Origin of the sequence: Streptomyces sp. NPDC001406, assembly GCF_042895285.1 — a bacterium.
GTDB lineage: Bacteria > Actinomycetota > Actinomycetes > Streptomycetales > Streptomycetaceae > Streptomyces.
The window spans coordinates 232747-248159 of record NZ_JBIAWG010000013.1 but is presented as its reverse complement, the minus strand read 5'-3'; the positions used below and the strand labels follow the sequence as shown (position 1 = coordinate 248159).

12 protein-coding genes are annotated in these 15413 nt (G+C 68.4%); 7 read left to right on the top strand and 5 right to left on the bottom strand.

Annotated elements, in window-relative coordinates; genetic code table 11:
- The first annotated feature begins 14 nt into the window (after positions 1–14).
- Positions 15–1118, top strand: coding sequence for an acyltransferase family protein (locus ACFY1J_RS30685; protein ID WP_390711772.1), 1104 nt, complete (start codon positions 15–17; stop codon positions 1116–1118).
- A 23-nt stretch (positions 1119–1141) separates the two neighbouring features.
- Complete coding sequence (locus ACFY1J_RS30680) at positions 1142–3226, top strand: hypothetical protein (protein ID WP_390711771.1); 2085 nt, start codon at positions 1142–1144, stop codon at positions 3224–3226.
- Between the two features lie 10 nt (positions 3227–3236).
- On the opposite strand, the gene ACFY1J_RS30675 is transcribed toward ACFY1J_RS30680, so the two are convergent.
- Entirely contained in the window at positions 3237–4445 is a 1209-nt protein-coding gene (locus ACFY1J_RS30675; RefSeq protein WP_390711770.1) for an erythromycin esterase family protein, read from the bottom strand.
- 58 nt (positions 4446–4503) lie between these two features.
- On the opposite strand from ACFY1J_RS30675, the gene ACFY1J_RS30670 reads away from it, so the two are divergent.
- Entirely contained in the window at positions 4504–5235 is a 732-nt protein-coding gene (locus tag ACFY1J_RS30670) for a TioE family transcriptional regulator (protein ID WP_390711769.1), read from the top strand.
- A gap of 58 nt (positions 5236–5293) precedes the next feature.
- Here the strand turns inward: ACFY1J_RS30670 and ACFY1J_RS30665 are convergent, their stop codons facing one another.
- The gene (locus ACFY1J_RS30665; RefSeq protein ID WP_390711768.1) at positions 5294–6085 is read right to left on the bottom strand and encodes a hypothetical protein; all 792 of its coding nucleotides are present in this window, start codon (positions 6083–6085) and stop codon (positions 5294–5296) included.
- A gap of 300 nt (positions 6086–6385) precedes the next feature.
- Between ACFY1J_RS30665 and ACFY1J_RS30660 the strand changes: the two genes are divergently transcribed.
- Genes ACFY1J_RS30660 through ACFY1J_RS30645 form a run of 4 tightly spaced genes read left to right on the top strand, consistent with a single transcriptional unit; the run spans position 6386 to position 10194 of the window.
- On the top strand, positions 6386–7333 hold the full coding sequence (locus ACFY1J_RS30660; protein ID WP_390711767.1) for an ABC transporter ATP-binding protein: 948 nt from the start codon (positions 6386–6388) through the stop codon (positions 7331–7333).
- Positions 7330–8169: an ABC transporter permease gene (locus ACFY1J_RS30655; RefSeq protein WP_390711766.1), complete on the top strand. Its 840-nt coding sequence runs from the start codon at positions 7330–7332 to the stop codon at positions 8167–8169. Before ACFY1J_RS30660 ends, ACFY1J_RS30655 begins: the two co-directional genes overlap by 4 nt.
- Before the next feature lie 19 nt (positions 8170–8188).
- Positions 8189–9523 carry a sensor histidine kinase gene (locus ACFY1J_RS30650; protein ID WP_390732333.1) on the top strand — a complete coding sequence of 445 codons (1335 nt, stop codon included), beginning with the start codon at positions 8189–8191 and terminating at the stop codon, positions 9521–9523.
- Positions 9520–10194, top strand: coding sequence for a response regulator (locus tag ACFY1J_RS30645; protein ID WP_390711764.1), 675 nt, complete (start codon positions 9520–9522; stop codon positions 10192–10194). The genes ACFY1J_RS30650 and ACFY1J_RS30645 overlap by 4 nt, the downstream gene beginning before the upstream one ends.
- 55 nt (positions 10195–10249) lie before the next feature.
- Here ACFY1J_RS30645 and ACFY1J_RS30640 read toward each other — a convergent pair whose 3' ends face one another.
- The 3 genes from ACFY1J_RS30640 to ACFY1J_RS30630 all read right to left on the bottom strand — a co-directional run bounded on the left by ACFY1J_RS30640 (position 10250) and on the right by ACFY1J_RS30630 (position 15211).
- Positions 10250–10663, bottom strand: coding sequence for a hypothetical protein (locus ACFY1J_RS30640; protein WP_390711763.1), 414 nt, complete (start codon positions 10661–10663; stop codon positions 10250–10252).
- A 119-nt stretch (positions 10664–10782) separates the two neighbouring features.
- A complete protein-coding gene (locus tag ACFY1J_RS30635; protein ID WP_390732332.1) occupies positions 10783–12696 on the bottom strand; it encodes a hypothetical protein in 1914 nt (637 codons plus the stop codon).
- A gap of 130 nt (positions 12697–12826) precedes the next feature.
- Positions 12827–15211, bottom strand: a complete 2385-nt coding sequence (locus ACFY1J_RS30630; protein ID WP_390711036.1) for a hypothetical protein — start codon at positions 15209–15211, stop codon at positions 12827–12829.
- Positions 15212–15413: the final 202 nt, after the last annotated feature.

Genomic DNA, 15413 nt, shown 5'->3' with positions numbered 1-15413 from the left:
GGAGAGACAAGGCCGTGTTCGATCAAGTCAGCCGCGCGCGCAGTTCACCACCGCGGGAGAGCAGGGACGCCACGGAAGCCGGTGACCGCCCCCAGCGACTCCATGTGTTGGACGCGCTGCGGCTCATGGCCGCGCTCGCCGTGATGGCCTATCACTACCTGGCCCGGGGCGGCGGCTGGCACACAGACGTGAAGGCGATATTCCCCTCAGCCTTCCCGGTTGCCGCATACGGCTGGCTCGGCGTCCAACTCTTCTTCCTGATCAGCGGCTTTGTCATCTGCATGAGCTGCTGGGACAAGTCGCTGCGGGAGTTCTTCGCCTCGCGTGTGGTGAGGCTCTACCCGGCCTACTGGTTCGCGGTCGTCGCCACCACGGTGACCGTCGCGGCCATCCCCGGTGGTGCGCGCCCACTGCCGTGGAGCGATGTGCTGACCAATCTGACGATGCTTCAAGAGGCCCTCGGTGTCCCCCATGTGGACGGCGCGTACTGGACGCTCTTCGTGGAGCTGCGGTTCTATCTGCTGTTCGCGATCGTCGCGTGGTGGGGACTGACGTACCGCCGTGTTCTGCTCTTCTGCTGCGTCTGGGCCGCGGCCGGCGCACTCTACGCGCGGGCACCGGTGAACGACCCGGTACGGCTCCTGCTCATGCCGGACAGCAGTTGGTACTTCATCGCCGGCATGGCGCTCTATCTCATGCACCGGTACCGCCCGAATCTGATGCTGTCCGGCATTGTCCTGCTGTGCTTTTGCGCGTCACTCCCCTTCGCGCTGAACACATGGAAGAACACGGGCACATACATGGGGCACACGGTGCCGTCATGGCCAGTGATCGTCATCATTGCGGCGAGCTTCGGCATCATGACGCTCGTCGCCACGACAGAACTCTCCTGGATGTCATGGCGATGGCTCACCGGCGCGGGCTCCCTCACATACCCGGTGTACCTGCTCCATCAGGACATCGGCCGGGAGCTGTTCAGCCTGCTGTCTCCCCGCGCACCGTCCGGCGCCCTGCTGTGCCTGGTGGTCGCAGCCATGCTGATTCTTGCCTGGCTGGTGCACCGATACGTCGAGCGCCCTCTCGGACGCCGCCTGAAGCGAGGCCTTGCCCAACTCTGATCACCAGGAAGGTTCTCCACACCATGCGTCTGCTGAATCCCTTCTCCGCCGTCGCGTCGTCAGGCAAGCGCACGTCCACAGTCGTGGCACCCCACGTACAGATCTGCGCCCACACGGACGACGATCTGTACTTCATGACGCCAGACCTGTGGCAGTCCGTGCGTTCCGGAGTACCCCAGGTCAACGTCTACCTGACGACGGGCGAAGCCGACGGCATCAACCTCGCCATGGACGACGCCGCCCGCAAGACCGCCACGCCTGATTTCCCTGCCTACACGGCCGCCCGCCAGCATGGCATCCGGGCCGCCTACGCATTCATGGTCACCGGCAGCCGCCGAGCCCCCTGGCAGCGCTCCGCCATGAAGATCCGGGGAGTCACAGCAGAGATCAACCACCTTGACGAGGGCGGCATCACACTCGTCTTCCTCAACCTGCGCACCGGGCGGGGCGCGCAGAACGCGAACCTTCTCGATCTGTGGCAGCAGACCGGTAAGAAGCTCGCGACGCTGCGCCCGACCTCCAGCCCCATCCCTTCCAGATGCGACGGGCAGTCGCTGACCCGAGATGCCCTCATCGGCACACTCACCGAGATTCTGCAGGGTTACTCCCCCGCTGTCGTTCGCATCATGAACCCTGATCCTCAATGGACCGTGATCGACAAGAAGACAGGCGCCATCACCTATTGCGACAACTCCGACCACACGGCGGCGGCCCTCTTCGCCATGGCAGCGCTCGAGAAGTACGAGCGAACCGGCCGACAACGGCCCGCCGCCGTCGAAAGCTACGTCGGGTACTGCAACAAGCTGCGCCCCCGCAACCTCAGCCCCCAGCAGGCCGCCCGTAAGTTCTCCTACCTGGAGGTCTACGGCGGCGAGGACGGCCATGACTGCGAGCAACCCCCGGGCCTGTGCGGTGACAGGCCCCTCGGCAACCGTGCCTACAACCGCTTCTACGGGCAGAGCACGAACCATCGATGGCATTCCAGCACCAACTGGCTCCAACTGCGGTCCGACGGAAGACTCGCCGCCTTCGCCGTGCTCGGCGGCCGACCGGTCATGTGGACCCAGGACCAACCCGGCGGTGACTCGTGGTCGGGACCGGCACCACTGGGCCACTTGCCGGCCGGCAGCGGTCGCGTCGTCGCACGTCTCGACGCTACACGCGACGCCGGCGGCCGCGTCCACGTCATCGCGGTCAGGGCTGCGGTGGGCCCCTCCCCCGAACAGCAGCAGCGCAACCTCCTGCACATCGCCGAAGACCCCGTGACCGGCGAGTTCGATGCCTGGAACGACCTGGGCAGCCCGTACGGCACGTCGGCCGAACATGAGCCGCACCGTCGGGCCCTGGGCATGCCGGTAGTCGTTGCGTCCGGTGACGGCGTTCAGGTCGCGGTGCGCAATTTCGGCACCGGTCTCAGCTCCCGTCTCCTGACCGAGAAGGGATGGGAGCCCTGGAGCGACCTGAAAGGCAGTGTTCTGGAAGGCATAACTGCCGTCGCCAGGAGCGAAGGCACCGTCGAGTTCTATGCCACCAGCGGCACAAGCGGCATGGGCGTCCTACGTTGGTACCAAACCACCCCTGGCGGTGCCTTCACCCGCGACTACGGCACCCAACTCGCCCAGCCCGCCGCCCCCATGACCCTCATCGAGCAGCCGGACGGCAGCCTCCTGATGTACTCCAGGCAGCCCGGGACCGGGTGGCTCGTCGCCAACCGTCAACACCGTCCGAACGGCACATGGAACACGCAGCCCGACATCGCCACCACCACTCCTGGCTTCGGTCCCCTCGCCCACACCGTGCTGGCCGCGGGGAAAGCCGCGGCCCTGGTTCAACGCACCGACGAACACGGACTCAGCCTCTGCGTTCAACCCCTCGACGGCAGCCCGATACAGCAGGAGTGGACGCCGCTCGGCGGCGGCCCGTTCATCCACACCCCGGCCACTTCCCTGGATGGCCGGGACCGACTGGTCATCGCCTACATCGACGCCCAGGCCTGCCTCAACACACTCACACTCGACCTGTCCAACGACCGAGAACTCAGCAGCCTCCCGTCATGGAGCACCCATCACATACCGGGTTGCCGGCCGACGAGTCGCCGACAGCGGTGAACGAGAGCCATCAGCGCTGGTTCTGTGGGACGTCCTTGACGAACACGATCGCATCGCTGTCCGCCAGGTGTGCCGGGTCGAGCGGAGCGTAGCCGAACCAGGGCGAGACGCGGGGCGCGGGGAGCGTATCGCCCAGGGCGGTGGCCAGCCGCGGGGCGTCGATGACACAGCGGTCCTCCGGGAGCGCGTACAGGAGTCCTTCGACGGTGTCCGGCGGCGGCGTGTCCACTCCCTGGTGCCGGATGGTGCCGAGGGCCGTGGCCACGAAGGCGTACCCCTCGCCGAGCCGGGCACTCACCAGCGCACCGGCGCTCCACCACTCCACCGGCCCCTCCCACAACCGCATCGAGCTCTTCACCCGCTGGAGGTGGGAGTTGTGGGCGTGGATGAGCGCCGGACCCCGTTCGGCGAGGGCGAGGAGGTTGTGGGCCATCATCTGGTCCCGCACGCCCACCAGCCGGGTCATGCGGGCCGGTGAGGTGTCGGCCATCCAGTAGTGGTAGCGCAGCAGACCGGTGGCGGTGCGTCCGTACAGGCGTGCCCGGTCCCAGTCGTCCCGCGAGGTTGCCGTGATCAGGTGTGGCGTCTGCTCGTCGAACAGGGCCACCAGGTCGTCCGCGAGCAGCCGCAGCTGACTGGCCTCGGCCGACTGCCCCACGGACCGGTCCGGGTCCATCATCGCGGCGGGATCCGTCCACCGGTCGTCGGTGCCGAGCAGGCGGTCGAGTGTTTCCGCCGTGCAGGAGAGCAGGTTCGCCTTCACCCGGGCCGAGAGGTAGCGGTGGAGCGCGGTGAGGGCCTGCCGGGGGCTCGCGGCGCCGGTGATCTCCAGCGGGCCGTCGAAACCGGCGAAGCGAAGCTGTTCGGACGCGGGCCGGCCGTCGTTGTAGGCACGCATCCAGCGCACGAGTTCGCGGTTGGCCGCGGAGGCGCCCCAGCCATGACTGAATCCGTGCTCCATGACCTCGTCGAGGGTGCCCGTGCCCGACGTGACGTAACCGTCCACGACCAGGCCCCTCATGCAGTCGCTCTCGATCGCGATCGTCCGATAGCCCTCCTGCTCGACGAGCTGCCGGACGAGGTCGTTGCGCAGCTCCAGCAGCGTGTCCTCGCCGTGGGTGGGCTCACCCAGGGCGAGCAGCCGGGGCCGGACCGGGAGCAGCCTCATGAGGGCGGCAGCCTCGACGGCCTGGACAGTGTCCTTGATGTCGGTAGCCATGCCTTAAACGGTATCGCTGAACCTCCGGTTGAAACTTTGCCGCGATATCGTCGGCCCCATGGGGCAAAACCTTCAAAACGAGGTACGGCTCAGGCCGATTGATCTGGCACGCGGGCACGGTCTGTCCACGCAGGCGGTCAGGAACTACGAGGAGGCCGGCATCCTTCCGGCTGCCGGTCGCACACCCCACGGCTACCGCACCTATACGCCGCTGCACGCGCGCGCCCTGCGCACGTTCCTCGCCCTGGTGCCCGGCCACGGTCACCCGACGGCGACATCGATCATGCGGGCGGTGAACGAGGGCGCGGTCGACGAGGCGTTCCGTCTCATCGACGAGAGCCACGCCCAGCTCCTCGACGACCGCCGGACCCTCCAGGCCGTCGAGCGCGCCCTGCGCGATCTGGAGCCCACCACGGCGTCCCACCCCGACACCGCGTCCGGGCCCGACGGCACGTTCATCGGGCCGCTGGCGGAGAAGCTCGGAATCCGTCCCGCGACGCTGCGCAAATGGGAGCGTGCCGGACTGGTGCGCCCGCGCCGCGACCCGTTGACCGGGTACCGCGTCTACGACGAGTCCGACGTGCGGGACGCCCGGCTGGCCCACCAGCTGAGGCGCGGCGGCTACCTGCTGGAGCAGATCGCCCCGCTGATCACCCAGGTACGCGCGGCCGGCGGGCTGGAACCGCTGGAGGCCGCACTGGGCGACTGGCGCGGCCGGCTGTCCGCCCGGGGGCGCGCACTCCTGGCCGGGGCCGCCGAACTGGAGGCGTACCTCCGCGAGCGCGGATGAGACTTCGACGGTCGCCCGAAACCCACTACGCCCGCCATCCGACGCTCAGCCCCGGCCGTCAGACCGTCTGACCACCCGACACGTCTTCACGGGAGATGGCCAGGTAACCCACGAAGGACACGATCGCCACCGTCCAGGCGAGCGTGACCGGACCCAGCCCCAGTCCGAGCCCGCCCCGGGCATGACCGAGCGCCATCCAGTCGGCCAGGGAGGCGCCGAGGGGACGAGTAATCACGTAGGCCGTCCAGAAAGCGGTCACGGCGTTCAGGCCGGCGAAGCGATGGGCAACCGCGGGCACGCAGATCGCGGCGGCGAAGAGGGCGACAGAGCCGAGGTATCCGAAGCCGACGGTGGCGGTCAGGTCGCCGGCCGCCGTGCCGAGGGCGAACGTGGCAAGAACGGCCGCCCAGTAGAAGATCTCGCGGCGGCGGGTGCGGATGCTGAGGATCGACAGGGTCCGCTCGCCGGCGTACCAAAGGGCGAACACGGCGACCAGTGCGGTGAGGAAGAGCGGTGTCGACACCGTGTAGGAGATGCCGAGGCCGACGTGCAGGACGTCGGCCGCCATCGTGCCGAACACGCTGACCATGACGACGGCGGTCCAGTAGACCCATGCGACGTACCGGCGGACGGCGAGCTGAACGGCCAGGGAAGCCACGAGGGCCAGACCACCGAGCGCGACTGCTGGTACCGGGCCGAGCAAACGGGCCAGCAAGTCCGACGCCGTCTCGCCCATCCCCGTGGTCAGCACTTTGATGATCCAGAAGTAGACAGTCACTTCCGGCACCTTGTTGGCCATGGCACGGAGGGGGACGAGGGGGCGGTCATCGAGAAGGTGCTCTGTGGTCATGAAGCGCACGATGACACGGTGAAGTCCCGGTGCTACAGGTGCCTTTGCCATTGTTTTGGGGCTTCTAATGCATGAGTTTCAAAACCGTACGGCCAGCCTGACCGCAACCTGAACACCTTGACGAAATCCCTGTTCAGGCTGGTTGAGTCAGTGATAGATCGCCCCGCATCGCGTAGTACCGCGGTACCACCGCAGCGCCCGGGTTCAGCCTTCGGTACCACCGATCCGGGCGATTCCGAACTTAGGTTGTGGGTGTGGCGTCAGACCCGACGGACGCCGAGCCCGAGAGAAAGAGCGCCAATGATCGACGCACGGCAGCTGACCAAGAGGTACGGGGAGAAGACAGCCGTCGACGGCCTGGAGTTTGTCGTGAAGCCGGGTACGGTGACCGGCTTTCTGGGCCCCAATGGAGCGGGTAAGTCCACGACGATGCGCATGATCGTCGGGCTGGACGCCCCCACGAGTGGCTCCGTCACGGTGAACGGCCACCACTACGCCCGGCACCGTGCGCCGTTGCAGGAGGTCGGCGCACTCCTGGAGGCCAAGTCGATTCACCCGGGCCGCTCGGCCTACAACCACCTCAGGGCATTGGCGCTGACCCACGGCATCCCACGCCGCCGAGTGGACGAAGTCATCGACCTTGCGGGCCTGGGCAGCGTGGCCAAAAAGCGCGCCGGCGCCTTCTCCCTGGGAATGGGCCAGCGGCTCGGCATCGCTGCGGCACTCCTGGGCGACCCGCAGACGGTGATGCTCGACGAACCCGTCAACGGACTGGATCCCGAAGGAGTGCTCTGGATCCGCAACCTGCTGACCTCGCTCGCCGAGGACGGACGCACGGTGTTCGTGTCGTCGCATCTGATGAGCGAAGTTGCGCTGGTGGCGGACCACCTGATCATCGTCGGGCGCGGTCGGCTGCTGGCCGACACGACCGTGCGGGATTTGGTCCGCGAGGCGGGTGGCGACACCGTGCGGGTGGCCACGCAGGACCCGGCGCGGTTGAGGGACGTCCTGGCGGGGCCGGGCGTCGACATCACCGGGCACATCGGTTCGGAGGAGTTGCAGGTGACCGGGCTGACCTCGCGCGAGATCGGCCTGAAGGCCGCCGAGCACGGGATCGCACTGTTCGAACTGAGCACGCGCCAGGTGCCGCTCGAGGAGGCGTTCATGAACCTGACCCGGGATGCCGTGGAGTATCACGGCTCCACGACCGGCACCGAGACCGTCGAGGCCCTCGGGAGGACGGCATGAGCACCCTCACTGCGACCACGGAAGCACCTCCGACCGAGACCGCTCGCCCTGCCTACCGGGTGACCGGTCGGCGTGTGCTTGCCTCGGAATGGGCCAAGCTCTGGTCACTGCGGTCGACCTGGATCACGCTGGGACTCGGGCTGCTGTTCCTCGTCGCGTTCGGGCTGATCGCCGCGAGCCGCTACAAGTCCGGGATCGGCTCCGGCCGCATGGACCGGGACTTCGCTCGTTCGACCGCCGTGAGCCTGTCGCTCTTCGGTACGAACTTCGCCCAGCTGGCCCTGGGTGTCCTCGGCGTGCTGATCACAGCGGGTGAGTATTCGACCGGCATGATCCGATCCACCCTGGCGGCGGTGCCGCGCCGGCTCCCGGTGCTGTGGTCGAAGGCGGCCGTATTCGGCGTGGTGGCGCTGGTCACCGGAACGCTCGGCGTGTTCACCGCCTTCCTGTTCGGCAGCCGGATCGTCTCCGGCACGCCCGCGGCCATGGGCTTCTCGCATGCCGGAGTCGTACGGAGCCTGCTGGGAGCCGGACTCTACCTCGCCCTGGTCGGCGTGATCGGCACGGCCTTGGGCGCTCTGTTGCGCTCGGTGGCCGGCGGCATTTCGGTCCTGGTCGCCATGCTGATGCTGATTCCCGGGCTGGTCTCCCTGTTGCCCAGCTCATGGCAGGACGACATCAGCCCCTATCTGCCGAGCAACGCGGGCGAATCGATGTTCGCGCTGACCCACGACACCACCAGCCTGTCCCCTGGGTCCGGGCTGCTGGTCTTCCTCGGCTGGACGGCGCTCGCGCTGTCCGGGGCGGCATACAGGCTGCTGCGCAGCGACGCCTGACACCCTGCATGATGATCAGATGACCACCGTGACCTCCGTGCCCTCCGAGGCCACCGCGTCCACCGCGTCCACCGAAGATCTCGACGGGATGGGACCGCTGGTCGCCCGCCTCTCCCGGGCCGGCCAGCGGCTGCGGCAGGCCGACCAGGCACATCCATGGGTACTGGACACCACGGTGGTGGCACTGGCCTTCGTGATGTTCTGCCTGCCGGACCTGCTGCACACCGGGAGCGGCGACGGCGACGGGCCGCGGCGCTTCCGCCTCGCGTTCACCCGGCTTCCCGTCGTGGGGATGCTGGCGCTGCAGACCGGGCTCGTAGTGCCCCTGCTGTGGCGCCGCCGCGCGCCGGCGGTCGCCTTCGGCGCCACCACGGCCGTGTTCGTCCTCCAGTGGTCGCTGGGTGCCGCGCTGCGCGCGGACATCGCCCTGTTCATCGCCTTGTACAGTCTCGCCCTGCACGGACGGATACGGCAGCTGCCCTGGGCCTGCGGGGTCATGGCAGCGGCCATGATGCTGGTCGCGGTGCGGGTGTCGGTGGCCGTCTCCGTCTGGGACGCGCTGTTCTTCCTGCTGAGCACGGCAACCGCAGCCCTCGCGCTCGGCCTCGTGGTGCGCATTCGCCGGGCCCAGCTCGCGGGGCTGCGGGACCGGGCGGCCCGCCTGGAGATCGAACGCGACCAGCGCAGCCGGCTCGCCACCGCGGCCGAACGAGCCCGAGTGGCCCGCGAGATGCACGACATCGTGGGCCACAACCTGTCCGTCATCATCACCCTGGCCGACGCGGGGGCCTACGCCACCGCCGTCGCTCCGGAGCGGGGCAGGGAAGCCCTTCTCCTCGTCGGCGACACGGGTCGCCAGGCTCTCGGCGAACTGAGACGCGTACTCAGCGTCCTGCGGGAGGCGTCGGACGGCCCGCAGGACGGGCCCGAGCTCAGCCCGCAACCCGGCCTCACGGACATCGACGCACTCTGCGAAGGGGTGCGCGCCGCGGGTCTGGCGGTCGTCTACCGGACCGCCGGTGACGTGGACGCTCTCGACAGCGGGGTACAACTGACGGTCTACCGCATCGTTCAGGAAGCCCTGACGAACACGCTCAAGCACTCCGGAGCCGGCAACCGGGTGAACCTGTCGATCGTCGTGAAGGACACTCGGCTGACCGTCACGGTGCAGGACACCGGTCCGGCCGATGCCACGTCCGGCCGTCCGGGCCCGGCGAAGGAGGAAGGACACGGTCTGGTGGGCATGCGAGAACGTACGGCTCTCTACAGCGGGACCCTGAGCGCGGGTCCAACCGGCCGCGGATGGACAGTACAGGCCACCCTCAACCTCGTATCCCCTGGTGGTACTCAGTGACCACCGTACTCATCGTGGACGACCAACCGCTGCAACGTTACGGCTTCCGCATGCTGCTCGACTCCGTCCCCGAGACAGAGGTCGTCGGTGAGGCCGCCCATGGCGCGGAAGCGGTCCGCATGGCGGCCGAGCTCCGCCCCGACGTCGTTCTCATGGATGTCCGCATGCCCGGCATGGACGGTATCGAGGCCACCCGCCGCATCACCGCCGCGGGCGACCGATCCCGCGTCCTCGTGCTCACCACGTTCGACCTCGACGAATACGTGCACGCCGCCCTGCGCGCCGGAGCGAGCGGCTTCCTCCTCAAGGACGTCCGCCCGGAAGAGCTTCTCTCCGGCATCCGTGCCGTTTCCGTCGGCGACGCTGTGATCGCTCCCGCGCTCACCCGCCGCCTGCTGCACGAGTTCGCCCAGCTTGTGCCCCGTTCGGGTGACCTCACCGAAGATCCGAGACTGGGCAGCCTCACCGACCGGGAACGCGAGATCCTCGTCGCCATCGGGAGGGGCTGGACCAACAGCGAGATCGCCTCGAACTTCGTCCTTTCCGAGTCCACTGTGAAGACTCACGTCGGCCGGGTCCTGGCCAAGATCGGCGCACGCGACCGCATCCAGGCCGTGATCTTCGCCTACGACCACGGCCTGGCCCGGCCTCATGCCGGGAGTACCGACTGAGACTTCACGATGTGACGAGGAGTGCGCTGGTGTCGCAACGCCCCCGTCACGAGCTTCAACGGATGCCAGAGTCGAAGGGGATGACGATCGTGGTGAACCGCCCGTCGGCGACGGTGACCGACACCGGTGGGGCGATCGGAGCGACGGCGCCGGTGAGGTTGGCGGGGCGGACGGTGTAGGTGCCCGGCGGCAGCGAAATGCGGAAGTGGCCCCCGGCATCGCTGGTGGCTTGGGTGATCGTCCGTGCCGGATCGCCGCTGGTGATGGTCAGCCGGGCGCGCAGGGGCCGGTCGGGGCACGGGCTGTGCTCACGGATCACCGGGCAGCCGCCGTCGACCATGGTGCGGCCCTTGATCCCGGAGTCGGACGCGTCCGGCGATCCGGCTCCATGAGAGTCCCCGCATCCGGCGGCCGAGACCGCGGCGGCGAGCGCCAGGACAGCGAGCGCAGTCCGAAGGTGGCTCTTCATAAGGGTTGGACTTTCCACGCTGCCGGTCGGTTCCTGTGCGGGCATGGCCCGAGGCCGGGCGGAGGCGGTACGCCGCCCGAGCCCCGGATTGCTTGCACCTTGAGTGGGCAGTGGAGAGATCAGCGCCGCAGGGGCAGGGGCCCCGAGCCGGCGGACCTGTGCGGCGCGGCAACGGCCGCCGCGCCGTGGGTCGTGGAGGGTGTGCTGCCGCCGGTGACGGTGAGCGGGCCTGCGGTGTAGAGAGCCTCGTCGAAGGCTTGCCCGTTGGTCGGGGTCTTGCCCACGGCGAATACGGATACCGCCCTGCCGCCGATGACGGAAGTGGACAGGTAGTCGCCGACCATACGGCCCTGGGTGGAGTCGGCGATCTGGGAGAGGGACATGGGTCCGGCGACGGTGGTCGGCGTGCTCCAGGTACTGCCGCCGTTGGCGGAGGAGATGTAGCCGACCTCCAGTCGGCAGGTGGAGGCGGTGCAGTTGGCCGTCGGGTAGAAGTAGTAGTAGAGGCCGATCTTCGCGGTGCTGGCGGAGGTGGCGGGATCGATGCCGATGCCGGGGATGAAGTGGTCGACGCCGCTGGTGGTGGCGTCGATCGGGACGCGGGTCACCGACGACCAGCTGGTGCCGTTGGTCGATGTGGCGTAGACGATGTCGTTGGCCGGGCAGCCGGAGCGGAAGCGGCAGTCCTGCCAGGCGACGTAGATCTTCCCGGATCCGTCGGTCTCGGCGGACGGCAGTCCCTCACCGTCGCGCAGGTTCCCGGCCACGCCGTGGCTGGAGACGTTGGCGATCAGCGTGCTGGAGGACCAGCTGGAGCCGCCGTTGGTCGAGTTGAAGGCTCGGACGGAGGAGCCGTTGGCGGAGTAGGGCACCACGACGGTGCCGTTCGGCTGGACCAGCGGCTGGCCGCCGAGCCCGCTGGGATTCCCGGACGGAGACACTGGAGCCGACCAGGTGGCGCCGCCGTCGGTGGAACGGCTCATGACGACGCGGTTGCCCGAGGAGGTGAGGTCGACCTCGATGTAGCAGGTGCCGTAGTACGGGCTGGAGATCGTGTCGTCGCAGACGATCCATTCCTTGTCGTAGCCCTGGCCGTCGTTGCCGACCGCCATGACGGGGTTCTGCCAGGTCGTGCCGTTGGTGGAGCGGCTGACGGTCACGCCCGCGCCGTTGACGTTGGAGTCGATGACCAGCCCCGCGACCATCCAGGTGCCGTGCTTGGCGTCGTAGGCGACTGCGGGGTCGGACACGCGGGCCCAACTGCCGCCCTGGTAGGTGGTGATGCCGGGGAGCATGCCGTGCTGCCAGGTGGTGCCGCCGTCGGTGGAGGTGTTCCAGCCGATGTCGGAGCCACCGCCGTCGGTGAACCGGCCGACCTGGGAGGAGGCGACGACCGTGTTGCCGTACGCGAAGGTGTCGGGTTCGAGTTCGGTGGCGTGCTGGCTGGAGGTGTTGGTGAAGGGGTCGGTGCTGACCTGGGTCAGGCCGGGCGGCGGGGTGGCGGTGGTGAAGGCGATGTCGTCGTAGAGCGTGTAGGTGGCGTCGCCGGTGTAGTTGTCGTCGTGGCTGACGAGTTTGAGGGTGTAGCTGTGCCCGGCGATCACGGACGGCGTGGCCTGCTTCCAGCCCTGGCCGCTGGTGCACGTCTTGGCCAGCACGGTCGTCGTCGTGCCGGTGGTGGTGTCGGTGAGGGTGGCCGTGGCCCAGTCGTAGGTGACCGTGTCCGGGCAGGTGACGCTGTACCAGAACGACAGGTGGGTGGCGCCGCTCGGCGCGGTGAAGGTCTGGGCGATGGATGAGTCACCGTTGGTCGGTGACGTCCCGCCGGCGCGGGCGGCGTAGGTGCCGCTGTGTGCGCCGGAGTTGACCACGGAGGCTGTGCCTGTGCTCGTCCAGCCGGTCAGGCTGCCGGACTCGAAGCCACCGTTGCCGACGTCGGCGAGTGCCGGATGCGAGGCGAGCAGAAGGCCGCCCAACGAGATCAGGACGGTGGTGGCGGTGGCGACGGATCTGCGGAATACGGTGCGCGACATGAGGAGACCCCTTGTCGTCGAGGGGGGTGCGCCCCGGGCGGGGCGCCTGAGAGGGGGTGGACCGCCGGAGGACACCCGGCGATCCACCCCGAGGACGACGCTCGGGAACCGACCTGTGTCCTGATGCGGGTCAGGACACGGTCACGTCGTCGTAGCGGGTGTACGTGGCGTCACCCGTGTAGTTGTCGTCGTGGCTGATGAGCGTGAGCGTGTAGCTGTGCCCGGCGGTGACCGAGGCGGTCTTGTTGACCCAGCCGGAGGACGACACACAGGTCTTGGCGAGCACCGTGGTGGTCGTGCCCGTGGTGTTGTCCTTGAGCGTGGCCCTGGCCCAGTCGTAGGTGACCGTGTCCGGGCAGGTCACGTTGTAGTAGAAGCCGAGCGTGCTGGTCCCGGTCGGCGCGGTGAAGGTCTGGGCGATCAACGAGTCGCCGTTGGTCGGTGAGGTGCCGCCGACCCGGGCCGCGTAGGTGCCGCTGTGCGCCCCGGAGTTCACCACCGTCGTGGTGCCCGCCGAGGTCCAGCCCGTCAGACTGCCCGCTTCGAAGCCGCCGTTGGTGATCCCGCCGCCGCTGCCGGAGCTGACCGTCAGGGTGTAGGTGGCGGTGTGCGTGGCCGAGGAGCCCGTGCCGGTGACGGTGATGTTGTACGTGCCCGCCGGTGTCGAGGACGACGTGGCCACGGTCAGCGTGGATGAGTTGCCTGCGGTGACCGAGGTCGGGTTGAAGGTGGCGGTCGCCCCGCTGGGCAGGCCGGACGCCGACAGACTCACCGACTGCGCCGAACCGGACGTCACTGCCGTCGACACCGTCGTGGTCGCCGACGACCCGGCGGTCACGCTGGAGGAAGCCGGGCTGACGGAGACCGAGAAGTCGTTCGTCGCCGTGGAGCCGCAGTTGGGAAGGGTGAACGAGGCCAGCCTGGTGTGCCAGTTGAAGTTGCCGTTGGACGGGATGTACTCGTTCGTGTACCAGAACGTGCAGTCGTCGGCCGGGTCCACAACCATCGAGGTGTAGTCGCCCCAGCGGCTGTAACTGGTCTGCGACCCACCGCCGGTGATCGCGGTGACCTCACCCTGCGTCATCGTGCCGAGGGTGTCGCCGGCCAGCCGCCCGGTGTAGCGGATCGACGGATGCACCGAGGAGGAGGACTGGGAGTATCCGAGTGCGATGTTGCCGACCTTGTCCTCGGCGATCGAGCCCATCCAGCGGTAGGTGGAGTCCGGGGCGTAGGTGCCCTGCTGGTACACGGTCGGATTGCCGCCCGACAGCCGCAGCTCGTACCACCGGACGCCCACCGAACTGCCCGCCGTGACCGCGTGGTTGACCACCAGTGACTCATGGTCGCCGAAGTTGCGGTAGGCCAGCCGGAACATCAAGCGGTCCGAGAGCGAGTCGAGTTGCGTACTGGTCCCGCTCTGCGGGACGCAGGTGCCCGAGCTGCCGCAGGCGGTGGTGTACGACGCGACGGTCAGCGTCGACGGACCGGTGAAGGTCGAGTTGGACGTGGTGGTCCAGTCGACGTGGAACTTCCAGTACGCCAGGGTGGTACTGGTCGTACCCAGGCCCACCATCAACTCCGGCTCGCCGGCCGGTGGCGCGGTCGAGCCGTCCAGGTCCGCGCCCAGCAGACCGCCGTAGGAGGACGAGGTGGTGAAGCACTGCTGGGTGGCGCTCGCGCCGGTCAGCATGGCGGACCGGTTGAGCGCGCATGCCTCGGCGTTCAGGAAGCTGCCGGAGGCGGTGAACATGTTGTAGGTGATGTAGTACGCATCCGGCCACACCGAAAGCTTCGGGTAGTCCGGGAAGTTGGCGTACTGGAACGAGTAACGGTAGTAGCTGCCCGTCGCGTCAGCACCGGTGGAGACGGCCACGCACTCGTAGTACGGACCCGAGGACGAGGAGACGTTCGCGAACTGGGTCACCACCCAGCGGCCGGCCAGGGTGTCCCAGCGGACCACCGCGTCACCGTCGTTGGTGCTCTGACAGGAGCCGCCGAAGCCGGACCACAGGATGCTGGTGTCGGTCGGGGCGAGGACGGTGGTCCCGGACTTGGAGTACACCGCGTAGGCGGTGTTCACGGTCTCGACGATCTGGCTGGAGCCGACGGCGGCGTTCGGGTCCGGCGGGACGCCGGTGATCGAGTAGTTGCCGGCGCCGATGCCCTCGAAGTTGGTGCCCGTCGAGGGGGCGGAGGGTCCGCCGGGGCTGGACTGGACGACCGGGTCGGGGATGGGAGAGGCGGGCGGGTGCGGCAGCCGCTCCTCGCCGGGATCGTCGTCCTGCTCCTTCTTGCCGTGGTGGCCGTGATGCCGGGCATGGGCGGCCATGGAGCGCAGGGTGGGGGAGGTGTCGTGCCGCACGGCGGGGCCGGTGTCGGCCGAACGGTGCGCGGCGGGAGCGGCGGTGGGCTCGGGGGCCGCATGGGCCGCCGGAGCGGAGAGCCAGAGCGCGGGAACGGCGGTGAGGATCGCGGTGAGCGCGGCTGTGCGGCCGCGTCTGGGTCTGGTTCGCAACACTGAACATCCTTTCGTGCAGCCGGGATTGCCCCGGCATGTGGGGAGAGAAGGACGTTCACGCCGATAGAGCGCGTGTTCGCAGTCCGGGATGCTTGCACCGGACATGTCACGCAACAAGAGGAGTGGCGGCTGTATCGCGCCAAGCAACCGAGAATTTACGGAGTACAGTCAACTCACAGTAAAAACACGGGGTTTTCCC